Origin of the sequence: Undibacterium sp. Ji42W, from assembly GCF_049340405.1 — a bacterium.
GTDB lineage: Bacteria > Pseudomonadota > Gammaproteobacteria > Burkholderiales > Burkholderiaceae_D > Undibacterium.
Map to the genome: position 1 here is coordinate 393998 of NZ_JBMPOV010000004.1, position 21771 is coordinate 415768.

At 50.4% G+C, this 21771-nt stretch carries 22 protein-coding genes and 1 tRNA gene; 13 read left to right on the top strand and 10 right to left on the bottom strand.

What is annotated here, in order from left to right:
• Positions 1 to 2: 2 nt before the first annotated feature.
• The 8 genes from ACO0LG_RS11250 to ACO0LG_RS11285 are packed head-to-tail and all read left to right on the top strand — an operon-like array spanning position 3 to position 6070.
• Positions 3 to 242, top strand: coding sequence for a hypothetical protein (locus ACO0LG_RS11250; protein ID WP_423026293.1), 240 nt, complete (start codon positions 3 to 5; stop codon positions 240 to 242).
• Between the two features lie 5 nt (positions 243 to 247).
• A complete protein-coding gene (locus tag ACO0LG_RS11255) occupies positions 248 to 2926 on the top strand; it encodes a toprim domain-containing protein (RefSeq protein WP_423026295.1) in 2679 nt (892 codons plus the stop codon).
• Between the two features lie 20 nt (positions 2927 to 2946).
• Complete coding sequence (locus ACO0LG_RS11260; protein ID WP_423026297.1) at positions 2947 to 3102, top strand: hypothetical protein; 156 nt, start codon at positions 2947 to 2949, stop codon at positions 3100 to 3102.
• The gene (locus ACO0LG_RS11265; RefSeq protein ID WP_423026299.1) at positions 3089 to 3244 is read left to right on the top strand and encodes a hypothetical protein; all 156 of its coding nucleotides are present in this window, start codon (positions 3089 to 3091) and stop codon (positions 3242 to 3244) included. The genes ACO0LG_RS11260 and ACO0LG_RS11265 overlap by 14 nt, the downstream gene beginning before the upstream one ends.
• Before the next feature lies 1 nt (position 3245).
• A complete protein-coding gene (locus tag ACO0LG_RS11270) occupies positions 3246 to 4544 on the top strand; it encodes a DNA cytosine methyltransferase (RefSeq protein ID WP_423026301.1) in 1299 nt (432 codons plus the stop codon).
• Between the two features lie 11 nt (positions 4545 to 4555).
• On the top strand, positions 4556 to 4744 hold the full coding sequence (locus tag ACO0LG_RS11275; protein ID WP_423026303.1) for a DUF7706 family protein: 189 nt from the start codon (positions 4556 to 4558) through the stop codon (positions 4742 to 4744).
• 7 nt (positions 4745 to 4751) lie between these two features.
• Positions 4752 to 5003 carry a DUF4224 domain-containing protein gene (locus ACO0LG_RS11280; RefSeq protein WP_423026305.1) on the top strand — a complete coding sequence of 84 codons (252 nt, stop codon included), beginning with the start codon at positions 4752 to 4754 and terminating at the stop codon, positions 5001 to 5003.
• An 8-nt stretch (positions 5004 to 5011) separates the two neighbouring features.
• A complete protein-coding gene (locus ACO0LG_RS11285; RefSeq protein ID WP_423026307.1) occupies positions 5012 to 6070 on the top strand; it encodes a tyrosine-type recombinase/integrase in 1059 nt (352 codons plus the stop codon).
• A 129-nt stretch (positions 6071 to 6199) separates the two neighbouring features.
• Here ACO0LG_RS11285 and ACO0LG_RS11290 read toward each other — a convergent pair.
• The 8 genes from ACO0LG_RS11290 to ACO0LG_RS11325 all read right to left on the bottom strand — a co-directional run bounded on the left by ACO0LG_RS11290 (position 6200) and on the right by ACO0LG_RS11325 (position 14526).
• A tRNA-Ser gene (locus ACO0LG_RS11290) sits at positions 6200 to 6289 on the bottom strand.
• Positions 6290 to 6330: 41 nt separating this feature from the next.
• Complete coding sequence (locus tag ACO0LG_RS11295) at positions 6331 to 8349, bottom strand: putative bifunctional diguanylate cyclase/phosphodiesterase (protein WP_423026309.1); 2019 nt, start codon at positions 8347 to 8349, stop codon at positions 6331 to 6333.
• Positions 8350 to 8352: 3 nt separating this feature from the next.
• On the bottom strand, positions 8353 to 9543 hold the full coding sequence (locus ACO0LG_RS11300; protein ID WP_423026311.1) for an EAL and HDOD domain-containing protein: 1191 nt from the start codon (positions 9541 to 9543) through the stop codon (positions 8353 to 8355).
• A 292-nt stretch (positions 9544 to 9835) separates the two neighbouring features.
• Positions 9836 to 11095 (bottom strand): radical SAM family heme chaperone HemW, encoded by a 1260-nt coding sequence (gene hemW, locus ACO0LG_RS11305; protein ID WP_423026313.1) that lies wholly within the window; start codon positions 11093 to 11095, stop codon positions 9836 to 9838.
• The gene (rdgB, locus tag ACO0LG_RS11310; protein WP_423026315.1) at positions 11092 to 11682 is read right to left on the bottom strand and encodes an RdgB/HAM1 family non-canonical purine NTP pyrophosphatase; all 591 of its coding nucleotides are present in this window, start codon (positions 11680 to 11682) and stop codon (positions 11092 to 11094) included. The genes hemW and rdgB overlap by 4 nt, the downstream gene beginning before the upstream one ends.
• Positions 11683 to 11712: 30 nt before the next feature.
• Complete coding sequence (gene rph, locus ACO0LG_RS11315) at positions 11713 to 12450, bottom strand: ribonuclease PH (protein ID WP_423026317.1); 738 nt, start codon at positions 12448 to 12450, stop codon at positions 11713 to 11715.
• Positions 12451 to 12455: 5 nt separating this feature from the next.
• Complete coding sequence (locus tag ACO0LG_RS11320) at positions 12456 to 13391, bottom strand: PP2C family protein-serine/threonine phosphatase (RefSeq protein WP_162041117.1); 936 nt, start codon at positions 13389 to 13391, stop codon at positions 12456 to 12458.
• 124 nt (positions 13392 to 13515) lie between these two features.
• Positions 13516 to 14526 (bottom strand): serine/threonine protein kinase, encoded by a 1011-nt coding sequence (locus ACO0LG_RS11325; protein WP_422951362.1) that lies wholly within the window; start codon positions 14524 to 14526, stop codon positions 13516 to 13518.
• A 142-nt stretch (positions 14527 to 14668) separates the two neighbouring features.
• Here ACO0LG_RS11325 and ACO0LG_RS11330 point away from each other — a divergent pair, with 142 nt between their 5' ends.
• The 4 genes from ACO0LG_RS11330 (at position 14669) to ACO0LG_RS11345 (ending at position 18993) form a co-directional block, all read left to right on the top strand.
• Positions 14669 to 15571: a YicC/YloC family endoribonuclease gene (locus tag ACO0LG_RS11330; RefSeq protein WP_423026574.1), complete on the top strand. Its 903-nt coding sequence runs from the start codon at positions 14669 to 14671 to the stop codon at positions 15569 to 15571.
• A 136-nt stretch (positions 15572 to 15707) separates the two neighbouring features.
• On the top strand, positions 15708 to 16352 hold the full coding sequence (gmk, locus tag ACO0LG_RS11335) for a guanylate kinase (protein WP_423026320.1): 645 nt from the start codon (positions 15708 to 15710) through the stop codon (positions 16350 to 16352).
• A 44-nt stretch (positions 16353 to 16396) separates the two neighbouring features.
• Positions 16397 to 16600, top strand: coding sequence for a DNA-directed RNA polymerase subunit omega (gene rpoZ, locus ACO0LG_RS11340; RefSeq protein ID WP_186946559.1), 204 nt, complete (start codon positions 16397 to 16399; stop codon positions 16598 to 16600).
• Positions 16601 to 16890: 290 nt separating this feature from the next.
• Entirely contained in the window at positions 16891 to 18993 is a 2103-nt protein-coding gene (locus tag ACO0LG_RS11345) for a RelA/SpoT family protein (RefSeq protein WP_423026576.1), read from the top strand.
• Positions 18994 to 19002: 9 nt separating this feature from the next.
• Here ACO0LG_RS11345 and ACO0LG_RS11350 read toward each other — a convergent pair whose 3' ends face one another.
• Both ACO0LG_RS11350 and greB read right to left on the bottom strand, forming a co-directional pair.
• A complete protein-coding gene (locus ACO0LG_RS11350; RefSeq protein WP_423026322.1) occupies positions 19003 to 20355 on the bottom strand; it encodes a DUF3422 family protein in 1353 nt (450 codons plus the stop codon).
• A gap of 26 nt (positions 20356 to 20381) precedes the next feature.
• The gene (gene greB, locus ACO0LG_RS11355; RefSeq protein ID WP_423026324.1) at positions 20382 to 20930 is read right to left on the bottom strand and encodes a transcription elongation factor GreB; all 549 of its coding nucleotides are present in this window, start codon (positions 20928 to 20930) and stop codon (positions 20382 to 20384) included.
• Between the two features lie 166 nt (positions 20931 to 21096).
• On the opposite strand from greB, the gene ACO0LG_RS11360 reads away from it, so the two are divergent.
• Positions 21097 to 21744: a response regulator gene (locus tag ACO0LG_RS11360; protein ID WP_423026326.1), complete on the top strand. Its 648-nt coding sequence runs from the start codon at positions 21097 to 21099 to the stop codon at positions 21742 to 21744.
• Positions 21745 to 21771 lie beyond the last annotated feature (27 nt).

The window sequence follows — 21771 nt, forward strand, 5'->3', positions numbered from 1 at the left end:
TCATGCCTATACCCAAACCTACAGATGACGAGTTACGCCAGGTGCACACCGCTTTGCATGTTTCGGTGCCATTTGAGCAGATGTCGCCATTTATTCGTCACTACTTAGAAATGGTTGCGCACTGCTGGTGCGGACAGATCCCGGCGCATTTATTTGGCAAGCCTGTTGCTGTGCCCTCTTCTAAACCACTTAGGGCCAACGTGCCCGACTTTAAACGCCGCGCTGCCGGCGACTTTGAATAGATCGTATGGATTCATCACTTCATCATGAAATTACGCTGCGTCTGGCTGAATTTAAATTCAAGCCAGGTTCAAGCGGCATGCTACGCGGCGGCGAATGCCCGGCATGCAAGAAAAAAGAGCTGTACACGAATGCAGAGCATCCCTGGGTATTGCGTTGCGGCCGCCTGAACAATTGCGGCGAAACCTTCCACGTCAAAGAGTTGTATGCAGATCTGTTTGATAACTGGTCTGACCGTTATAAGCCGACGCCACAGAACCAAAACCCGAATATTGCGGCCGACGCCTATATGCAGCACGGCCGTGGCTTTGAGTTGGCCAAGGTTCAGGGGATGTATACGCAGGAGTATTACTTTGATCAGGAATTGAAGATAGGCAGCGCGACGGTACGTTTTCCGTTTGCGAATGGCTATTGGGAAAGGATCATCGATCAACCGCACCGCTTTGGCAAAAAGAAGGCGCATTTTAAGTTTGGTTCTAAGTATTACGGCTTGTGGTGGAAGCCTGACAATGTGGTGCCTGAAGGCAAAGATGAATTGTGGCTCGTAGAGGGTGTTTTTGATGCCTTGGCGCTGATGCATCACGGCATTGCTGCCGTTGCCCTGGGCAGTTGCAATAACTACCCTGACGAGGCCTTACGCAATTTGGCAGTATCTCGCGGCAATCAGGATTGCAAGCTGGTGTGGGCTTTGGATGGTGACAACGCCGGGCGCAGCTTTAGCAAGAAGCATGTTGAAAAGGCGCAGGCATCCGGCTGGACGTGCCAGGCCGCCCAGATCCCGCAAAAGGGTAAAGGCAAGCTGGACTGGAACGACGCGCACCAGCGCGGCTTGCTGACTGACGATGATATTGAGGAATACCGCTATCACGGTGATTTGCTGCTTGCCAGGACGCCGACAGAAAAAGCCTTGCTGATCTATAAGCATGACGGTGACCAGACAGAATTCTATTTTGATTTTGGTAACCGGCTATTTTGGTTCCGCCTCGATCTGGAACGGTATAACAAGGCCAGGGAGCAGCAGGACAATAGCGAAGAGGCAAAAAGCCTGTCTGAGTATGCATTACGCGACCAGGCGCTGGTGACATCGAGCATGGTGCGGCAAATTGCCAATTGTTTGCCCAGGGCGCTGTATTTTCAAGAAAACCTGATCACTAACGAGAGCTGGTACTACTTCCGGGTGTCTTTCCCGCATGACGGTAAGCCGGTGAAGAACACGTTCACGGCCGCGCAGATAGCGAGTTCAGCAGAGTTTAAAAAGCGTCTGTTGGGTATGGCTGCAGGCGCGATGTTTAGCGGCAGCAGCCAGCAGCTTGACCGCATTCTGGCGGACCAGCTTTACAACATCAAGCGCGTGGACACCATTGATTACATAGGCTACAGCCTTGAGCATGGCTGCTATGTGCTGGGTGATGTGGCGATGAAAGACGGCGTATTGAATGAGGTGAACGGCGAAGACTTTTTTGATATTGGCAAGCTGTCGATCAAGTCTTTGAACAAGTCTGTACACCTGACCATAAACCGCGACCGCAATGACTACCGCACAGACTGGCTGGAATTGATTTGGACAGCTTTTGGTGCCAAGGGGCTGGTGGCGCTAACTTATTGGTTTGGCTCATTGTTTGCTGAACAAATCAGAGCTAAACAATCGTCATATCCATTTTTGGAGATTGTAGGCGAGGCTGGCGCAGGTAAATCGACGCTGATTGAATTCTTGTGGAAACTGTTTGGCCGGAATGGCTATGAAGGTTTTGACCCGGCTAAATCAAGTCTGCCAGGCCGAGCGCGCAATTTCAGCCAAGTATCTTGCATGCCGGTGGTGCTGATTGAATCCGACCGAGAACGCATGGGTGAAGACAAGAGCCATGTGAAGTCATTTGATTGGGATGAACTGAAAACGGCTTACAACGGCCGTAGCACACGCGCCAGGGGTATGGCGACAGGCGGCAATGAAACCTATGAGCCACCGTTTCGCGGTGCAATCATTATTTCTCAAAATTTCCCGGTGAATGCCTCTGAAGCCATCCTTTCGAGGATTGTGCACTTGTATTTTGATCGTTCTACTCAATCACCGGCATCTGGTGAGGCGGCCGACAAATTGAAGTATATGTCGGTCGAAAATGTGTCGGGCTTCATTCTGGCCGCAACTAAGCGCGAGAAAGCAGTTATGGAGCTGGTAGGTACAAACACACCGCTCTACCTCAAGGAACTTCGCCAAAACAAGAATATAAAGATGCCGCGCCTGGTGGAAACCCACGCGCAAATGCTGGCGCTGGCTGATGCCCTAGCTCTGGTTGTGAAGCTGTCTGAATCACAGCAGGCCGCCTTAAAAGCGCAGATTGTGACCATGGCGGAGGAACGTCAACAGGTTATCAATAGTGACCATGTGCTGGTGCAGGAATTCTGGGAAGCGTTTGATTATCTGGATAACGGGGATATGTCGATCTTAAATCATTCGCGTGACCCCAATCTGATAGCCGTCAATCTGAACCACTTCCTGCAGGTGGCAACAGAGAAACGTCAGCAAGTGCCGCCATTGCGCGACCTTAAAAAGGTACTGAAGACCAGCGCCCGCCGCAAGTTTATTGAAGCTAACAAGCCTATCTACAGTCTTGTACGAAACACACAGTCACCAATCGCCACCCCGGCAACAACCGTTAGATGCTGGATTTTCCAGCGTGAAAAATAAACAAAGAAAGGACTGAACAAATGAGCTTTCAAGTCAAAGTAAAAACGGACCTGGGCAAGTTTGAATACTTCGCCATTGCCCAGGAGGCCGGTGCAGTTTTCGACGCTGCCTATGATTTTTTTGGCGCCTGCGGCGTCACGGTGAACCCGGTAGAGGTGGCAAATGATCGTCGCTAAACATCGTATTTTGCAGGCGTATGCCGTCACTTACGCGCCTGGTAAGGCTAACGCGGCCCGCTGCAGGGAAGTGGCTGAAAAGCTGGGTATTGATGCTGAAACAGTGGCCGCAATCGTGGCCGAGAACGTGGGGAACGTATGACATGGCTTTATCTACCATTGAATTATTTGCAGGAGTCGGAATGCTTGGCGAAGGAGTCGGAGCAGGACTTGCGTACATGGGCATGCAACATCGCCCCGTTTGCTACGTTGAGCGGGAAGCATACGCGGCCAGCGTCCTGGTTGCGCGCATGCAAGAAGGATCACTGGCCCAGGCACCTGTCTGGTCCGACATTACCACCTTCGATGCAAGCCAGTTTACTGGAAAAGTGGACGGCATCCTTGCCGGGTTCCCGTGCCAGGACTTATCAATTGCTGGCGCAAGAGAAGGTCTTGACGGCGACAGAAGCGGACTATTTTTTAAAATCCCAAAAATTGCAGATGCTTGCGGTGCGTGGTTCCTCTTTCTGGAGAACGTCGCAGCTATCGCTTCTGCCACCGCCACCGTTATGGACGAAGAAGAAGGAGAGCTTGAAGAAAGAGCGGCCGCCAGAGTCCTGGGAGAACTGGCCGACCGTGGGTGGAATGCGGAATGGATCACTCTTTCAGCGTCAGACGTGGGCGCCAGCCATGGCCGGGCAAGATGGTTCTGTTTTGCCTGGCGACAATTGGTCAACACCACAGGCGCGAGACAGCAAGAATCCGGACCTGGTGACAAGCGGGAACTATCAGCGCAAGTTGAATGTGGGCTACACAATCGACCTGAACTCGCAGGCGGCAAATTGGGCAACACCGGATTGCAACAGCTCATCCTACAGCAACGGGAAATTCGGGCCAAATCTCAGGCAGCAGACGAGTCAATGGCCGACGCCCAAAGCGAGCGAAATGAACCGCAGTGTGTGCGCTGCAGAGGCAGCAAGAAACAGCCCCGCATTGATTCAGGTGGCGTCATCTTGGCCGACGCCTACAGGAAGAGATCACAGGACAGCAAACAGCCCGGAAAGCCAAAGCAAGAGGAATGCTGGGACGCGCCGTGGGCAGCAATTACCCAACTTCGTTACTCACACGTGGCCGACACCAACGGCGCAGGATTCCGAGAACTCTGGCAGCGCGAAAGCAGGCCATCTGACGCTGTACCGGGCTACCTTGAATTATTCGCACCAGGGCCAGCGGACGCCAGATGGGGAGAAATTCTTGAACAAAGACCAGAACTTGCGCCGGCACTTGAATCCACTTTTTGCGACCTGGTTAATGGGGTGGCCTATCACATGGACGATAGCAGAGCCTCACGCCTCAGGTGCGTTGGAAACGGCGTCGTGGCGCTCTGCGCTGCAACGGCACTTGTCCTGCTTGCTAGACGCTCAGGAATTTTCAAAGAAATCATTTATACAAATTTTAAGTAAAGGCCATTCACATGAAAACCGTGAAAATAACTTCATACATGAATGATGATCAAGCATTGGCGCTGGCCCAATTTCTTAAGCGAGTCAAGTTTTCTGAATTTAAACAGCTTGCTGCCAATATCGATGAAGCCTATTTGATGCAGGAAGGTGCGCTGAAGGTTGCAGACGCCCTTGCTGATAATGGCTTCGCGCCACGTTGAGTGAAATATGAGTTCAATTTTCGAAACAAGAGTGGACACTGAGACACTGACCAGCGATGAGCTGGCAAGTATCACCGGCTGCCCGCGCCGGCACGACCAGGTGACGTGGCTGGTAAATAATGGCTGGGTATATCACTTGAAACGTAACGGGGAACCAGTCGTGGGCCGCTTGTATGCCCGCTTGAAGCTGGCGGGCGTGAATCCTGCCAGTTTTGCCCCAGCTGCGCCTTGGGTGCCTGATTTTTCTAAATTATCTTGATTTTTACTATGAGACCAAAAACTACGTCGCGGGAATTGCCACCAAAAATGCTAAAACGGACTAAGAAGCTGAAGAGTGGCAAACTTTGGACAAGTTATTACTACAACGGGCGCGATGAAGTCGGTAAGCGATTGGAAATCCCTTTGGGTAAGGACTTGAACGAGGCCAAGCGAAAATGGGCTGAACTGGAGTGCGTTGCTGCGCCGATTGAAACTGGCCTGATGTGTCATATTTTTGATCGCTATGAGCGGTATATCCTGCCGGATAAGGCACGAAGCACGCAGAAAGACAATGCAGACTCAATACGACAATTGCGTAAAGTGTTCGACTCTGCGCCTATTGATGCTATTACGCCGCAAATGATTGCTGCTTATAGAGATGTGAGAACGGCGAAGATCCGCGCAAACAGGGAATTGGCGTTGTTGTCGCATATTTTTAACATTGCGCGAGAATGGGGATATACCGCACAAGAAAACCCTTGCCGTGGAGTGCGCAAGAATAAGGAGGAGCCCAGGGATTTTTACGCATCAAAGGATGTATGGGAGGCTGTATACGCCCTCGCCCCCTTCGAGTTACGTGATGCGATGGATATGGCCTATTTAACTGGTCAACGACCAGGTGACGTGCTGCGCATGCTGGAGACGGATATCCATAACGGTGCACTGCATGTCAAACAAGGCAAAACCAAGAAGTTTTTACGGATCATGCTTGATATCAATGGCGTGCGTTCGGAGCTGGGCCTTGCGCTCGATCAGATTCTTGCACGGCTGCACCGAATTAACAAATCTTATATTGTTACTACGGAACAAGATCAGCCGTTAAACAAATGGACGTTACGCTTGCGTTTTGAGAAAGCCAGGTCGTCTGCAGCGGAAAAAGCTAGGCTTGATGGAAATGGTCACCTTGCTAGCAAAATTGAAAAGTTTCAATTCAGGGATATCCGATCAAAAGCCGCCAGCGAAATCGCGAGTTTGCACGATGCCAGCAAATTGCTTGGTCATAATGACAAACAGATCACAGAAAAAGTGTATCGCCGTATCGGTGAAGAGGTCAAACCGACCCGATAAATACGGGGGTTGCGGAGATCGTCTCCGCAACTCAGCCCAATTTGCGTATTTTGAGGGCTTGGCGGCCTGGCGACAATAAATGGTGAAAATAAAAAAGCCCTTGATTATCAAGGGCTTTTTCGTATTCCGTGGCGGAAGCTGTGAGATTCGAACTCACGAAGGCTATAACACCTCGCCAGTTTTCAAGACTGGTGCATTCAACCGCTCTGCCAAGCTTCCGAGCCGCACAGTATAACCTGAGTGGCGGGCTTGGGCAAGGATCAAATTTCGAAATGGAAATTTTTATCCAGCAAAGCAAGCAAATGCTGGGGGCTGACGGGTCTGGAGTAAAGGTAGCCCTGCACTTCGTCGCAACCGGCGTTAATGAGGAAGGCCAGTTGTTCGCGGGTTTCTACGCCTTCTGCGATGACTTTGTGTTTGAGTTGCTTGGCCATCATGATGATGGCGCTGGCAATGGCGCAGTCGTTTTGGTCTGTGGGGATGTTGAGGATGAAGGAGCGGTCTATCTTCAGGGTGTCGATAGGGAAACGCTTGAGGTATGAGAGGCTGGAATAGCCTGTGCCAAAATCATCGAGGGCCAGCACGACGTCCTGGGCGGTGATTTGCTCCATGATGGCGATGACGCTCTCGGTGCTGTGCATGAGCATGCTCTCGGTAATTTCGAGTTCCAGCCATAGTGGTGATATCTGGTAGCGTTGCAGGGCCTCTTTAACACGCAGGGGCAGGCTGTTGGTGAATTCTCTCGCTGTGACATTGACTGCGATACGGAACGGCGCTATGCCGCTGTCTTGCCATTCCCTGGCCTGGGCGCAGGCGGTTTCGAGTACCCAGGCGTCGATTTGCAGAATCAGGCCGGTTTCTTCTGCGACAGGGATGAATTCTGCCGGCGAGATGAGGCCTTTTTCTGGGTGTTGCCAGCGCAGCAAGGCTTCTACACCGATGATCTTTCCGCTTTTGATATCGACTTTGGGTTGGTACTGCAAATAAAATTCCTGATTTTCCAGCGCCTTGCGCATGCTGGATTCAAGATACAACCTGCCAGCGATGCTCTGGTTCATGCTGTCGCTGTAAAACACAAAACTGCCAGAGACATTGCCGGCGCTACGCTTGGCCTTGTACATGGCGATGTCGGCTTTTTGCAGCAAGGCATTGGCGTCATTGCCGTCTTGCGGGAAGATGCTGATGCCTATGCTGGCACCGACGCGCAATTCGTGGCCAGAGACGATGAAGGCGTCATTCAATGACTGCAAGAGTTTTTGTACGACCAGGCTGGCATGGAAATGCTGGTTGATGTCAAGTACGGCGATGGCGAATTCGTCGCTACCAAGGCGGGCTACGATGTCATTCTCGCGCAGGGTTAGCAAGAACCGGGCGGCGACCTGGCGCAATAACTCATTGCCTATGTCATGACCAAGTGTGTCATTGATGAGTTTAAAACGGTTCAGGTCAAGAAAGATAATCGCAGCGCTGCTGCTGTTTCTTTGTGAGTGCAACAGTGCATTATCGACGAGTTGCCGGAACAGGCTGCGGTTGGGCAGGTTGGTCAGTGCATCGTAATAAGCGAGGTGATTGATTTTTTGTTCTGCTTCTTTGCGGGCAGTGATATCGCTGAGATAGCCTATGATACCTATGGGCAGGCCTTGGGCATCGCATAAAGGTGAGAGGCTGAGGCTGGCCCAGAATACGTCGCCAGATTTTTTCTTGCGGCGCACCTCCATTTCGCGACCACCATGCTCAAGGAAGCTGTCATACAAATGGGGATCCGGTTCGCCCTCATCGTCGTATAAGAACAGGATGTTTTTGCCTATGACTTCTTGCGCGACATAGCCAAAGAGTCTTTCTGCGCCGCGGTTCCAACTAAGGATGAAACCTGCCAAATCCATGGTAACGACGGACTCGTGAATCTGGTCGATGATCTGGGTCTGTTGCCATTGTGCCTGGGCAGATGCCTGTAACTCCTGGTCAAGTTTTGCGCGTTTGCAAAACAGCTTGGCGGTGAGGCTGGCAAGGGTATTTAGTTTTGCCAGGTCGGCTTCGTTGATCTGCCCTTTTTTACCGGACAGGATGTAATAGGTCTCAGGTGATGCCATGCACAGCACATCAACCTGTGTTTTTTGTTCATCCAGTTTGCCCCGGCGAAATGCCGCATTGGCGTCACGAAAAACTTCTTTGACTATGCGATTTAAAGCGGCGTCGAGCTCCTGACCTTGCAGGCACAAGACAGCCTCTCCGAGACTGGCACCAACTTCGAGTTCGTCTATCGCAGCTTGTCTGGTCATTGGCTACATATCCTGGCAAACCTGATTCACCCATGTATATGCAGTGATCATGCAGTCGTAATAATCATCGGCACTCAAGCCCAGTTCGCCTGTCAAGCCAGCATCAAAGTCTTTGAGAGGACGGTCTGCCCTTTCTACCAGATCCAGGCTTTTGCCTAGCGTGCCTGATTTATGCAGCAAGGCATCGAGCACTTCTGTATGCAGGTTTAGAGGTTGCAGCACTTCAACCAGGGGATTGCCAAACAGTTTGTCGAGCAAAGAAAACATGCCGACCATGAAGGCACAATCGAGCTCATCCTTGTTGCCGCCACGCTTGAGGCAAATTGCTTCCATCAAGCTGGCGCGAAATGCGGCGCGCGGCATCAGGGGGTTCAAGCTGCCGCTGTGATCTAGCTGGCGTGCATACAGTAATAATTGCAGCCATCTTTGCAACTGTCTGCGCCCCAGCAAGTTAATAGCCTGACCAAAGCTGGACACCCGCACGGTTTGCGCAAAGGCGGCAGAACTGACGAGCTTGAACAGCATGAAGGACAGGGTTGCATCTTGCTTGAATAATTCTTCCAGTTCGCGCGATTCTGCATCTCGGGCGACCAGGCCCAGTAACTTCAATAAACGTGTTCTGGCAGTGGCATCTGCTGCTTTGTTGCTGACGGGTGGGTGAAATGCATAATCACCAGAGAACCATTTAAAACCGGCCTCATGCGCCTGCTCTTGCAAGGCTGCATGAGGCAGATGTTGCGCCAGGTGATCTCCGCCGTGCAGGCGTAACAGCAAAGGTTTGATGTGGGCAGGAATGTTCTTGCTGCAATCAACACTGATTTTTTTTGCGCCTTCCCATATCGCATTGTCGTGCGCCTGCAAATCATCAATGATGATGCGTGCGCCATGCGAGTTGAAATACTTAAGCCTGGTTTGCACTTCCTTGTCTTCTGTAGATTTTGCAGGCACACCGAGGACTATGCGTGCCAGTGGCAAGCGTGTATCGATGTCTGCCGGGACAAGCAGGGGATCTGCAATCCTGACCAGAACAGAAATGCCAGAAAGTCTCGAAAAGATTTCTTTTTCATGCAAAAACTGGAGCAAAGCAATGACATCGCCGATTGGCAAAGCACCAAAATCAGCTTGAAGTGCAAGCAACTGTTGCTTGCTATTCATCACGGGCAATAAAGTGCCTATTCCACGAGCCAGAGTCATAAAGAAAGATGTCAAATGTTACAAAAATTGGTAGAGATATTAGTTTGGGACTTAACCAATTGCAACACAATTTAAAGCGACAGGTGAGGTATTTTGATACTTGATGAGTGCAATCTGACACAATTACCAGAATTCCAACTTAAAACTGCCTCGCTGTTGATGTTCCAACAGGCATATGGATGCTGATACTCAGCTATCAGGATAGGAGATATTTTAGATTTCACCAATAAAGCATGTAGTAAAAATGCCATGCTTTATTGGACTCGTGTCAGACTTAATTCAGGCAAATAAATTATTCGCTACCGAGGAATATCTGTTGCAGGTCATTCAAAAATTGTTTGCCCAGCGGTGTGGGGGAAATGATTTCATGGTCGCGGTAAAGCAGACCTTTGCTCTCAGCAATCAGCAATTCTTTTTCTATACTGTTGAGCAGCATGCCAGTGCGCTCCTGGAACAAATTGACCTTGAACCCTTGTTGCAAGCGCAGTGCATTCAACATGAATTCAAAACCCATTTCATCCACAGGAATTTCATGCGACTCCTGTATGCAATTACCAGCAGCCATGGCGTCCATATAAGCCTTGGGTTGCTTGTAGCGCGCCTGACGTACTACCCGGTGTGGGAAAGATATTTTTGAATGCGCACCCGCGCCTATGCCAAGGTAATCACCAAAGTTCCAGTAATTGAGATTGTGCTTTGATGCCTTGCCCGCTTGCGCATAGGCAGAGACTTCATAATTGCCGTAGCCTGCTGCTGCCATGCGCCCGTGGATGAGGTCTTGCATTTCTGCGCTGAGATCGTCATCAGGTATCGCTGGTGGGAACTTGGCGAAATAGGTATTGGGTTCCAGCGTCAGGTGGTATAGCGACAGATGTGGTGGTGCGAAAGAAATGGCTGTTTCCACATCTTCCCTGACTTCATCCATGGTCTGGCCTGGCAGGGCAAACATGAGGTCCAGATTGAAGTTATCGAAATTTGCCTGCGCGATTTCTATGGCCCTGCGCGCCTCGTCACCATCATGGATACGGCCCAAAGCTGCCAGATTTTTGGAGTTGAAACTTTGTATGCCTATCGACAAGCGGTTGATGCCGCTTTGGCGATAAGAGCGAAATTTTTCTGCTTCAAAAGTACCGGGATTGGCTTCCATGGTGATTTCTGCATTGCCATCCAGTGGCAATAGCGTACGCACGTCAGAAAGCAATCTGTCCAACCCAGCCGCCGACATCAGGCTGGGCGTACCCCCGCCGATGAAGATGGTGTAAATCTTGCGACCCCAAATCAGTGGCAAGGCTGCTTCCAGATCAGCGCGCATGGCATCCAGGTAGGCGGACTCGTCGAAGCTGCCTTTGACTTCATGCGAATTGAAATCGCAATAAGGGCATTTGCGCACACACCAGGGGAAATGGATGTATAGCGATAGCGGCGGCAATTGCGTCAGGTTGAGGTTGCCTGGTGCAAGATACTGGCTGGCCACGTTACCGGGTATATTCGATAAATCCGGTGATTTTTTTTGCACTGGCTGGCTTGCCGCTATGGGCTTGATGGGTATCATTTCAGTTTTTCTACAAGGGCGCGCAAGGCTTGCCCACGGTGTGACAATTGATTCTTTTCTGCTGCTGCGAGTTCAGCCACAGTCTTGTTCAAACTGGGGATGAAAAAGTGTGGGTCATAGCCAAAACCGTTTTCACCACGCGCATCTGCAATAATCTCACCCGTCCAGATACCATCGGCAATTACGGGCTGCGGGTCAGATTCTGAACGCACAAAGACCAGCACACAGTAATAATAGGCGGACTTATCAGCCATGCCAGCCAAATCTGCGATGAGCTTTTGGTTGTTGCGCACATCAGACTTGGGCTCACCAGCAAAGCGGGCAGACAGCACACCAGGTGCACCTTGCAGGGCATTCACGCAGATGCCTGAATCATCGGCCAGCGCTGGCAAACCCGTCAGGCGTGATGCATGCCTGGCCTTGGTCAGCGCATTTTCGACAAAGCTGGGATAAGGCTCCTCAGCTTCAGGCACGTCAAATTCAGATTGTGCCCTGAGGTCTATACCCAGCGGTGACAGTATCTGGTAAAACTCTTTGAGCTTGCCCTGATTATTCGAGGCCAGGACTATTTTCTGGTTTTTGCTCATACTCATCTACTCTTATACTCATACTTCCAATCAACTGACCTGCAAACCCAATACTTCTTTTTGCAAGGCGATCAGATCGGCAATACCGTCATGTGCCAGATTCAGCAAGGCATTCATGGTCATGCGGTCAAATGCTTCACCTTCTGCTGTGCCCTGCACTTCAACAAAGTGGCCATGTTCAGTCATGACGACATTCATGTCAGTGTCGCATTGAGAATCTTCTGGATAATCCAGATCCAGCACAGGCTGGGACTGATACACACCAACCGAGATAGCTGCCACAAAATGGCGGAGTGGGACGGCGGGAATGACTTCACGCTCTACAAGCTTGGTAAATGCGTCATAGGCTGCGACCATGGCGCCGGTAATGGAAGCAGTGCGGGTACCACCATCCGCCTGGATCACATCACAGTCTATATGCAGGGTACGCTCACCAAAGGCTTCGAGATCAAAGGCTGAACGCAGGGAACGGCCTATCAGGCGCTGGATTTCCTGGGTGCGGCCCGATTGTTTGCCCTTGGCTGCTTCCCTGTCCATACGGCTATGGGTGGAGCGTGGCAACATGCCGTATTCTGCAGTCATCCAGCCCTGCCCTTTGCCTTTCAAAAAGCCTGGCACCTTGTCTTCTATACTCGCGGTACAAATAACACGGGTGTCGCCAAATTCGATAAGGACAGAACCTTCTGCATGCTTGGTAAAATGGCGGCTGATAACCACCGGACGCAGTGCATCCGGTGCGCGCCCGCTAGGGCGAAATGAGTTTGACATGATGTTTAGTTCTTGGAGGTGATGCGTGATGATTTGTGGATCGCGTTGCGAATTTCTGCTATGGCTTTTTCAATTTCGGCGTCATTGAAGACGTCACCATCGGTGGTTTCAATTTCTGCATCGACTGGGGCCTGTATGGTGGTCGTGACCGAGCCTATAGGCAAGGTATTGGTCGAGATGATGGTGGAATTATCCATCCTGTCGTCACCTTCCCACATCATGGCCAGCGCCGTGACATTGTCGCTTTGCTTGCCAGCGATATCAACGGCCGAGCGTATCAGCTCAGGCACGGCACGCACGATGGTGTGGTCATGCAGGCGCTGCGCCAGCATATGGTCAGGCAAGACAGACCACAGGCCATCAGAACACAGTAACAGCAAATCGCCAGGCTGCAATACCGCGCGGCGTGACAATTCAACAATAGGTGCATTGGGTGCACCCAGGCAGTTGAACAGTTTATTGCGGTCAGGATGGGTGTGTCTTTCTGCCGGATCAACCTTGCCCTGGGCAATCAGGGTTTCCAGACGGGAGTGATCTTTGGTGCGCAACAAAATCTGGCCCTGACGCATCCAGTACAAACGTGAATCACCGCAGTGCGCCCAATAGGCATAGCCGTTTTGTATCAGGCAGGCAACGATGGTCGTACGTGGTGTTTCGGGCAGATTATTGATGGCACGATAACGATGTATCTCTTGATGAGCCGCCAGGAAGCTGTCTTCCATGAAGCGCTCTGGCCGCCCTATCATCGGATGTGCTTGCTGCTGGAACAGGTTACCTATAGTTTGCATGGCAATGGCTGCGGCCATTTCGCCCATGATGTGACCACCCATGCCGTCCGCCAGCAAAAGCAAAATCGAATCGCGGGTAAAACTGTAACCCATACGATCCTGGTTGACCTTGCGGCCACCAATATGACTTTCTTGATAAACGGAAAAACGCATGAGATTTTTAAAACTTTATAATGGTTATTGATACAAACAAGCCAGGGAGCGCATACATTTGCTCCAGAGCCTGACCAGCGACGAACATTCACAGCGAAAACAGCTTTACCAGCTTAATGCAGCTTTAATTCAGGGTGCTTTCCTGTATGGTCGTATGATCGCTTTCGACTTTTTTTCTTCTTCCAGCAATCAGGGTCTTGAACTTCAATGTCATTTTTTCCATAAAGGTCAATTCCCGCTGCGGTTGTGCCTGGATAGCCAAGGCTTTTTGCAGGGCAAACACACTTTGCGGCCGCTCCAGCGGATCCAGTTGCAGGCACCAGCGTACTACTTCTATCAGTTCTGAAGAGTATAAACCTTCCAGCTTGCGGTAGTGCCCTTCCATCTTGTCACTGGTCTTGCGCTGGTCTGAAGGTTGCGGTGGCGCACCTACCATGCAAGCAAAAATCGAAGCACCAATACTGTAAATATCAGTCCATGGCCCCAGATTGCCATTCTTTAAATACAACTCTGGCGCAGCAAAACCCGGAGTATACATTGGGTAGAGCTTGGGTATGTCAGTTTTAAGAGTTTGGCGGGCAGCGCCAAAGTCCAGCAAAATGGGCGTACCATCCAGACGCAGGTAGATATTCGCTGGTTTCAAGTCCAGATGCAGCAGCTTATTGGTATGCACTTCACGCAAGCCATTCATGACCTGATTAAACATGCGACGGATGAAGCGTTCTGACACCAGTGGCTTTTCACCTTTGTCGCGACGACGCAGGATGTGTTCTTGCAAAGAGCGGCCAGATTCATAAGCCATGACCATGTACACAGTTTCATTGGCCCGGAAGAAATTGATAACGCTGACCACATTCGGGTGCGAGATGCGTGCCAGTGCACGGCCCTCTTCAAAAAAACACTTCAATCCTATGCGGTAAATCGGCAAGTTCTCATTCGAGATTGCTGGCACCAGTTCACCTTGCTGGCGTAAAGCCAGGGAGCTGGGCAAATACTCTTTAATTGCAACTGCGTTGCCATCTTCGTCAGAAGCCAGATATACAATACTAAAGCCACCGGACGCAATTTTCTTTACAATGCGGTATCCGGCAATTTCCAGTCCATCTGGCAGAGGTGCGTTATTTTGTGCGGCCATCAATCGTCCAATTCACTATACAAAACGGATTGTGTTGATTATTGCGGTATTTGTAAAGAATATCCTAGTGTCTAATGCGCAATTTTGCCACTCCAGTACACAGTTCACGCTTTTTTAAGGAATTACCTTGAGCATTTTCAGCATGACAGGTTATGCCACCAGCACCAATGAAACCGATGCTGGCACCATTACCATAGAGATCAAAAGCGTCAATTCTCGCTTTTTGGACCTGCAATTTCGTATTAACGACGAGTTTCGCTCGGTTGAATCGCAGTTTCGCGAAGCACTGACGCGCAAGCTGGCGCGCGGCAAAGTGGAGTGTCGCTTCAGTTTTGGCAAAAAACTGACAGAAACACATAATAAAAGCCTCAATGCAAGCTTGCTAGAGCAGCTTGCCAGTTTCCAGGTCAATCTGAAACAGCAGTTCCCTGATGCTATACCCCTGAGCACCAATGAAATCCTACGCTGGCCCGGCGTCATAGAAGAAAGCGAAATCAATGCTGAATTCTTGCAAACTGCTATCAATGACACGATCAACAAGACGCTGGAAGCATTCGTCGTCAGCCGTGAGCGTGAAGGTGCAGCGCTGGAGCAAGTGCTGTTGAGCCGCATCGCGGCAATGGAAGAAATTGTCATCCGTATCACGCCTTTGATGCCACAAATCGTCCAGCAATTCCAGCAAAAGGCCACTACTAGACTGGAAGAAGCCTTGGGTCTGGCTCTGCAATCCAGCGGCAATAACGCTGGTCAGACCATCTCCCGCGAAGAAGCGCTGGACCGCATCCGTCAGGAAGTGACCATGTATGGCATACGCGTGGATGTGGCCGAAGAGTTGGCGCGCCTGTCAGCCCATTTGACAGAAACCAGGCACATCCTGAAAAAAGGTGGCCAGGTTGGCAAACGACTGGATTTCATGATGCAGGAATTGAATCGCGAAGCGAATACTCTGGGCTCTAAAGCAGCATCCAAGGAATTGTCTGATGCATCCATGGAATTGAAGTTATTCATAGAACAGATGCGCGAACAAGTGCAAAACCTTGAATAAACAGGCACATTTGCTTATACTCCCGCACTCTTTTTCTTGGGAAATGTTTCGGGATAAGGGCTGACAGGAGTATGCAGCCCGATTTTATCTTGCAAATGACCTGAGCTGACCCGAATTAATCTACCGGAGGAACATCATGCAAACCAATAATACGACTGCTGGCAGTCTTTTTGTGGTCGCCGCCCCCTCTGGTGCGGGTAAGTCTTCGCTGGTCAATGCCCTGCTGGCGCAAGAACCTGCGATCAAATTATCAATCTCTTTCACTACCCGCGCACCGCGTCCAGGCGAGCAAGATGGCCGGGAATACCATTTCACGACACCAGAAGATTTTCTGGTGCGCAAGGCGCAGGGTGAATTTCTGGAGTCGGCAGAAGTATTTGGGAATTACTATGGTACTTCACGCATTATCATAGAAGACCAGATGCGCTCTGGCACCGATGTTTTGCTGGAAATAGACTGGCAAGGTGCGCAGCAAGTCAGGAAACAGTTCCCTGGCGCTGTTGGCATTTTCATCTTGCCGCCCTCCATCCCGGCACTTGAAGAGCGCCTGAGGAAGCGCGGCCAGGACGAGCCGCATGTCATTACCAAGCGCATTTTGGCTGCTGGCGGTGAAATGGCGCACTCTCCAGAGTTCGAATATGTTATTATTAATCAAGACTTTGCAACAGCCTTGTCAGAATTGAATGCAATTGTGAAAGCCACGCGCTGCCGATTTGCACAACAGGCAACACGCCACTACGAGCTGTTCACCCAACTTGGCATTCACGCCAACGCGAATTGATTCGCAAACCCAATTTAGTGAATTTTTAGTATCGAGGAAAAAATATGGCACGTATTACCATTGAAGATGCATTGAAACAAATCCCTAATCGTTTCCAGTTGACACTGTGCGCCACTTACCGCGCACGCCAACTGCTGCAAGGCCACACACCTAAGGTTGACTCCAAAGACAAACCGACGGTCATCGCCCTGCGTGAAATCGCTGAAGGTAAAATTGGTATAGAAATGTTGAAAAAAGTGCCGGTGTAAACAACCGCATCTGCATTCTTAGCCGCTCCTTCTTCACGCCTTATCCGGCCGGGAATTACAGAATGAACCTTAATGATAGTCATTCATCTCTGGAAAACAAACCGGCCGATTCAAGTCCTGTCGCGCTGGCTGTCATGCGCAGCCCTGCGACTACGGTTAATATCCCTGGCAGCATTAATACCATCAACAAGCATACCTCCCACCTGGATGAAATAGACCATATTCGTGCATCATCAACGAATACCGGTGTCGCCTCCATTACTGCATTAACCAACCGCATCAGCGAATACATGTCGGCCAGTGAATTGAAGCTGGTCAAGGAAGCCTATCGCTTTTCTGATGAAATGCATTTGGGTCAGGTACGCAAGTCTGGTGAGCCCTATATCTCCCACCCCATCGCTGTGGCAGAAATCTGTGCGGAATGGAAGCTGGACGTGCAAGCTATTATGGCTGCGCTCTTGCATGATGTGATGGAAGATCAGGACGTTAAAAAAGACGAGCTTATCGAGCGCTTTGGCGCACCAGTTGCCACCCTGGTTGATGGTCTCTCCAAACTGGAAAAAATAGAATTCCAGAGCCAGATAGAGGCACAGGCAGAAAACTTCCGCAAGATGTTACTCGCGATGGCGAGGGATGTGCGCGTGATTCTGGTCAAGCTGGCCGACCGCCTGCACAATATGCGCACGCTGGACTTCATGTCGGCGGAAAAAAAGCGCCGTATCTCACGCGAAACCATGGATGTGTATGTGCCTATAGCGCACAGACTGGGACTGAATAATATCTACCGTGAGTTACAGGATCTGGCGTTTTCGCATCTTTACCCTATGCGTTATCGCACACTGTCAAAAGCGGTCAAAGCGGCGCGCGGCAACCGTCGCGAAGTTGTCAACAAGATCATGGATGCAGTAAAAACCGCCCTGGCCGAAGCTGGATTGAAGGCTGAAGTATATGGCCGTGAAAAAACCCTGTACGGCATTTACCGCAAAATGCACGACAAACACTTAAGTTTTTCCCAGGTACTTGACGTGTATGGTTTCCGTATCGTGGTTAGCGATTTTCGAGACAGCTATTATGCGCTGGGTAGTTTGCATGCCCTGTACAAGCCCATGCCAGGCAAGTTCAAGGACTATATTGCCATCCCCAAGACCAATGGCTATCAATCCCTGCACACGACGTTGATTGGTCCTTACGGTACGCCCGTCGAATTCCAGATACGCACGCGTGATATGCACCATGTTGCCGAATCAGGCGTCGCTGCACACTGGCTGTACAAGAATGAAGAAGGTAGCCTGACCGACTTGCAACAGCGCACGCACGCCTGGCTGCAATCTCTGCTGGACATACAAAAACAGACCGGTGACTCTGCGGAATTTTTGGAGCATGTCAAAATCGACTTGTTCCCTGACTCTGTTTATGTGTTCACCCCAAAATCCAAAATTATTGCCCTGCCACGCGGAGCAACAGCTTTGGACTTTGCCTACAATATACATACTGATATTGGTGACCAGGCGATTGCTACACGCATTAATCATGAACCGGTACCACTGCGCTCTGAATTGAAAAATGGCGACATCGTCGAGATTATCACTTCACCCAATTCACGCCCTACGCCTAATTGGCTGACTTATGTGCGCACTGGCAAGGCCAGATCCGCGATACGCCACTACCTGCGTACGATCAACCTGAATGAATCGACAGAACTGGGCAAGCAATTGCTGGCGCAGGCTTTGGTGTCAGTGAATTTGAACCCTGACTTGCCGGATAGCCTGGTCGATAAGCTGCTCAATGAATCCAGCGCAAAATCCCTTGATGAGATTCACACCGATATCGGCATAGGCAAACGCATGGCAGCGCTTGTGGCCAGACATATACTTGATCTGGTGGAAGATGATTCACCGTCCATCCCTTTCCAGCAATATGGCGACAAAATAAGCAATAAGCGCGACCCCGTCATTATCTATGGCAGCGAAGGCTTGTCGGTGCAACTGGCGGCCTGCTGCCTGCCGATACCAGGCGATGGCATTGTTGGCCAGCTCAAACGTGATCAGGGTCTGGTTGTGCATACGGATGATTGCGAACATGCCAAGCGTCTGCACATCAAGGAACCAGACCGCTGGATCGATGTGAATTGGGGTGAAGACCTGAACCGTCGCTTTGATTGCCGCATTGCCGTCACGGTGACCAATGAACGTGGTGCCCTTGCCCGCATCGCCGCGGAGATAGGCGAATCAGATGCAAATATCAGCCATGTCAATATGGAAGATGGTGACGCCAATGACATGACCAATATTCACTTCACGATACAGATCGAAGACCGCACCCATCTCGCAAAAATCATGCGCAACATCAAGCATTTGAATGGCGTCACCCGCATTATCAGGGAACACGGTTGACACTTATCGTTAGTGTATAGTCTTGTGCATCTTGCGCAAACCCCACCAGACCACGCCAGCAATCACGGGCAAAGACAGGCCCGCCAGAATATCTGGGTTAATCGGCAAACCGATCGCCTTCAAGCCCTTGCCCGTATAGTAGACCAGGCCCGTCATATAATAGCTGATTGCCACAACCGACAAACCCTCGACCGCCTGCTGCAAACGCAATTGCTGGCCCGCCCTGGCATTCATGCTTTGCAATATCTTGCGATTTTGCTGCTCCTGTACGATGCCTACCCTGGTGCGTAACAGATCATTGGTATTGGCGATACGCTCTGCCAGTGTTTCTTGCCGTCTTACGATAGCTTCACAGGTGTTCATGGCTGGTGCCAGACGTCTGTCCATGAATTCACCTATGGTCGGCACACCTTCTATCCTGAATTCACGTAACTCGGCAATACGCGACTGCACCAGCTTGAAATAAGCCTTGGAAGCCGCGAAGCGATAACTGTTTTCCAGCGCCAGTTTTTCAGTACGGGCAGCCAGGTCGATAATTTGCCGCAGCAAGCTTTGCTCGGCGTCTGTCGAACTTGATTCACCATGACCATTACCCGCCATGGTCATCGCTGCAGTCAGGGTCACCAGCGCACTCTCGATATCATTCAACACAAAAGAAGCATTTTGCGCATGCGGCAAACCCAGCAGTGCCATCATCCTGTAGGTCTCGATCTCCAGCAGCCGCTGCACCGTGCGGCCCGCCTGTTGATCCAGAAAGCCATTATCCATGACGACGAAGCGGCTGAAGCCATCAGCCTGTATCAGAAAATCTGTCCACACTTCACCGCGACTCAAGACTTCACTGCCCACCACCACCCCACCCTCAAATATCTGCTTTACTGGCGAAGGCGGATGAAATTCTTGCGCTTCTGGAATAAGGGCCACATGGGTGGCGACCATGACCTTTTCCTGCAATTCAAACAACCAGTGCTGAGGCAAATGCCGGATGGGAACATTGGCAAATACCTGGGACAACTCGGTCTCATGCTGAACGCTATCATGCGGCTCTGCCTGGCTTTCCACAAAGGTATAAGTGGCAAACTCTGTATGGCACTCCCATTTAAGGCGAAAACGTCCGAAATCATGAAAGAAATACTTGGCATCACCTGAGGGGCTCGCCACAGCAAAGTGCCGGCAAAAGTCGCCCAATATGACTTGTTGCGTCAGCAGATTATCGCCACCGAGATGGGCATCATTCCTGGCAAAAATCGCCAGATGAGTTAGCGTCTCTGGTGCATGCAAGCGTAATGAAGGCCTGGAATGGACTTCCGCTGCCAGCGGTACGCGCAAGGGATGGTTGAGTTTGGAATAAACAAGGGACATGTGGATTCATCGCCAAATTAAAAATCTTATGCCGGGTAATCAACCTCAAGTATGGTCAATTCCTCTATCCCACCCGGGGTACGCAAGGTCACTGTATCGTCAACCCTGGCCTTGATAAGTGCTCTGGCTACAGGAGAAATCCAGCTGATCTTGCCTTGCAGAGGATCAAACTCATCAACACCGACTATCGTCACAGTATGTGATTCACCATGCTGGTTTTCATAGGTGACGGTGGCACCAAAATAGATTTGATCAGAACCATGATGAATACGTGGGTCAAAGACTTCGGCAATATCAAGGCGTTTGGTCAAAAACCGTATGCGCCTGTCTATTTCACGCAAACGTTTTTTGCCATAGATATAGTCGCCGTTCTCGGAACGGTCACCATTGGAAGCAGCCCAGTGCACGATATTGACAATTTCAGGTCGCTCAACGTCCATGAGTTGCAAGAACTCGTCCTTCATGCGCTGATGCCCTTGCGGCGTCATATAGTTTTTTACACCCGCAGGAATAGCTGGCGCACCGAATTCTTCTTCGTCGTCAGGGTCTGCTTCTTTCATAAATGCTTTGCTCATATAATCATTGTAGCGGAGTTGATCAAAATAATTTTCTTTGTGGCACCGAAAGCCCACACTTAGCTTATAAAATAGAAGAATACTTTGCTTGCCGTTACCATTCAATATCAGTACTGATAGGATGTTTGGCAATACCAAGTTGCCTGAATAAGAAAATGGATTTTGCATGACAGAAAAAGCAGCAATCAACGTACTCATGGTCGATGATCATGCGGTGGTCAGGGAAGGGATAAAGAGCATTATCTCAACCACAACAGATATGGCGCTCATCGCAGAGGCAGAAACAGGCCTGGAGGCGATACGCCTGAGCCGTCAGCTCGATTTTGAGGTCATGTTGCTGGACATTGCCCTGCCAGACAGGAATGGCATAGAAGTTTTAAAGCAAATCAAGTCCGAGAAACCACATATTGCAGTCCTCATGTTCTCCATCCACAGAGAAGACCAGTATGCAGTCCGTGCCTTGAAAGCTGGCGCCTCTGGTTTTCTGAACAAGCAATGCAGCAGCGCGCAAATCCTAGAAGCGATACGGCAGGTAGCCCGTGGCTTGAAATACATCAGCACGCAACTTACCCAGGAGCTGGCAAACAACCTGAACCAAGAACATGAAGATGCGCTGCACAAAACCCTGTCTGACCGTGAGTTTCAAACCATGACTTTAATCGCGTCTGGCAAGTCTGTCAGCGATATCGCAAAAGAATTGTCACTTTCTGTAAAAACCATTAGTGAATACAGGTCGAGAATTCTATTGAAGATGAAATTGCGGCACAATGCTGAATTAACGCACTATGCAATAAAAAATCAGCTTGTAGATTAAGCGGCAATATTAATGTCGTAGGCAATA

Coding starts and splice junctions, on each gene's coding strand:
- ACO0LG_RS11250 (WP_423026293.1), top strand. CDS start 3: ATGCCTATACCCAAACCTACAGATGACGAGTTACGCCAGGTGCACACC.
- ACO0LG_RS11255 (WP_423026295.1), top strand. CDS start 248: ATGGATTCATCACTTCATCATGAAATTACGCTGCGTCTGGCTGAATTT.
- ACO0LG_RS11260 (WP_423026297.1), top strand. CDS start 2,947: ATGAGCTTTCAAGTCAAAGTAAAAACGGACCTGGGCAAGTTTGAATAC.
- ACO0LG_RS11265 (WP_423026299.1), top strand. CDS start 3,089: ATGATCGTCGCTAAACATCGTATTTTGCAGGCGTATGCCGTCACTTAC.
- ACO0LG_RS11270 (WP_423026301.1), top strand. CDS start 3,246: ATGGCTTTATCTACCATTGAATTATTTGCAGGAGTCGGAATGCTTGGC.
- ACO0LG_RS11275 (WP_423026303.1), top strand. CDS start 4,556: ATGAAAACCGTGAAAATAACTTCATACATGAATGATGATCAAGCATTG.
- ACO0LG_RS11280 (WP_423026305.1), top strand. CDS start 4,752: ATGAGTTCAATTTTCGAAACAAGAGTGGACACTGAGACACTGACCAGC.
- ACO0LG_RS11285 (WP_423026307.1), top strand. CDS start 5,012: ATGAGACCAAAAACTACGTCGCGGGAATTGCCACCAAAAATGCTAAAA.
- ACO0LG_RS11295 (WP_423026309.1), bottom strand. CDS start 8,349: ATGACCAGACAAGCTGCGATAGACGAACTCGAAGTTGGTGCCAGTCTC.
- ACO0LG_RS11300 (WP_423026311.1), bottom strand. CDS start 9,543: ATGACTCTGGCTCGTGGAATAGGCACTTTATTGCCCGTGATGAATAGC.
- hemW (WP_423026313.1), bottom strand. CDS start 11,095: ATGATACCCATCAAGCCCATAGCGGCAAGCCAGCCAGTGCAAAAAAAA.
- rdgB (WP_423026315.1), bottom strand. CDS start 11,682: ATGAGCAAAAACCAGAAAATAGTCCTGGCCTCGAATAATCAGGGCAAG.
- rph (WP_423026317.1), bottom strand. CDS start 12,450: ATGTCAAACTCATTTCGCCCTAGCGGGCGCGCACCGGATGCACTGCGT.
- ACO0LG_RS11320 (WP_162041117.1), bottom strand. CDS start 13,391: ATGCGTTTTTCCGTTTATCAAGAAAGTCATATTGGTGGCCGCAAGGTC.
- ACO0LG_RS11325 (WP_422951362.1), bottom strand. CDS start 14,526: ATGGCCGCACAAAATAACGCACCTCTGCCAGATGGACTGGAAATTGCC.
- ACO0LG_RS11330 (WP_423026574.1), top strand. CDS start 14,669: ATGACAGGTTATGCCACCAGCACCAATGAAACCGATGCTGGCACCATT.
- gmk (WP_423026320.1), top strand. CDS start 15,708: ATGCAAACCAATAATACGACTGCTGGCAGTCTTTTTGTGGTCGCCGCC.
- rpoZ (WP_186946559.1), top strand. CDS start 16,397: ATGGCACGTATTACCATTGAAGATGCATTGAAACAAATCCCTAATCGT.
- ACO0LG_RS11345 (WP_423026576.1), top strand. CDS start 16,891: ATGTCGGCCAGTGAATTGAAGCTGGTCAAGGAAGCCTATCGCTTTTCT.
- ACO0LG_RS11350 (WP_423026322.1), bottom strand. CDS start 20,355: ATGTCCCTTGTTTATTCCAAACTCAACCATCCCTTGCGCGTACCGCTG.
- greB (WP_423026324.1), bottom strand. CDS start 20,930: ATGAGCAAAGCATTTATGAAAGAAGCAGACCCTGACGACGAAGAAGAA.
- ACO0LG_RS11360 (WP_423026326.1), top strand. CDS start 21,097: ATGACAGAAAAAGCAGCAATCAACGTACTCATGGTCGATGATCATGCG.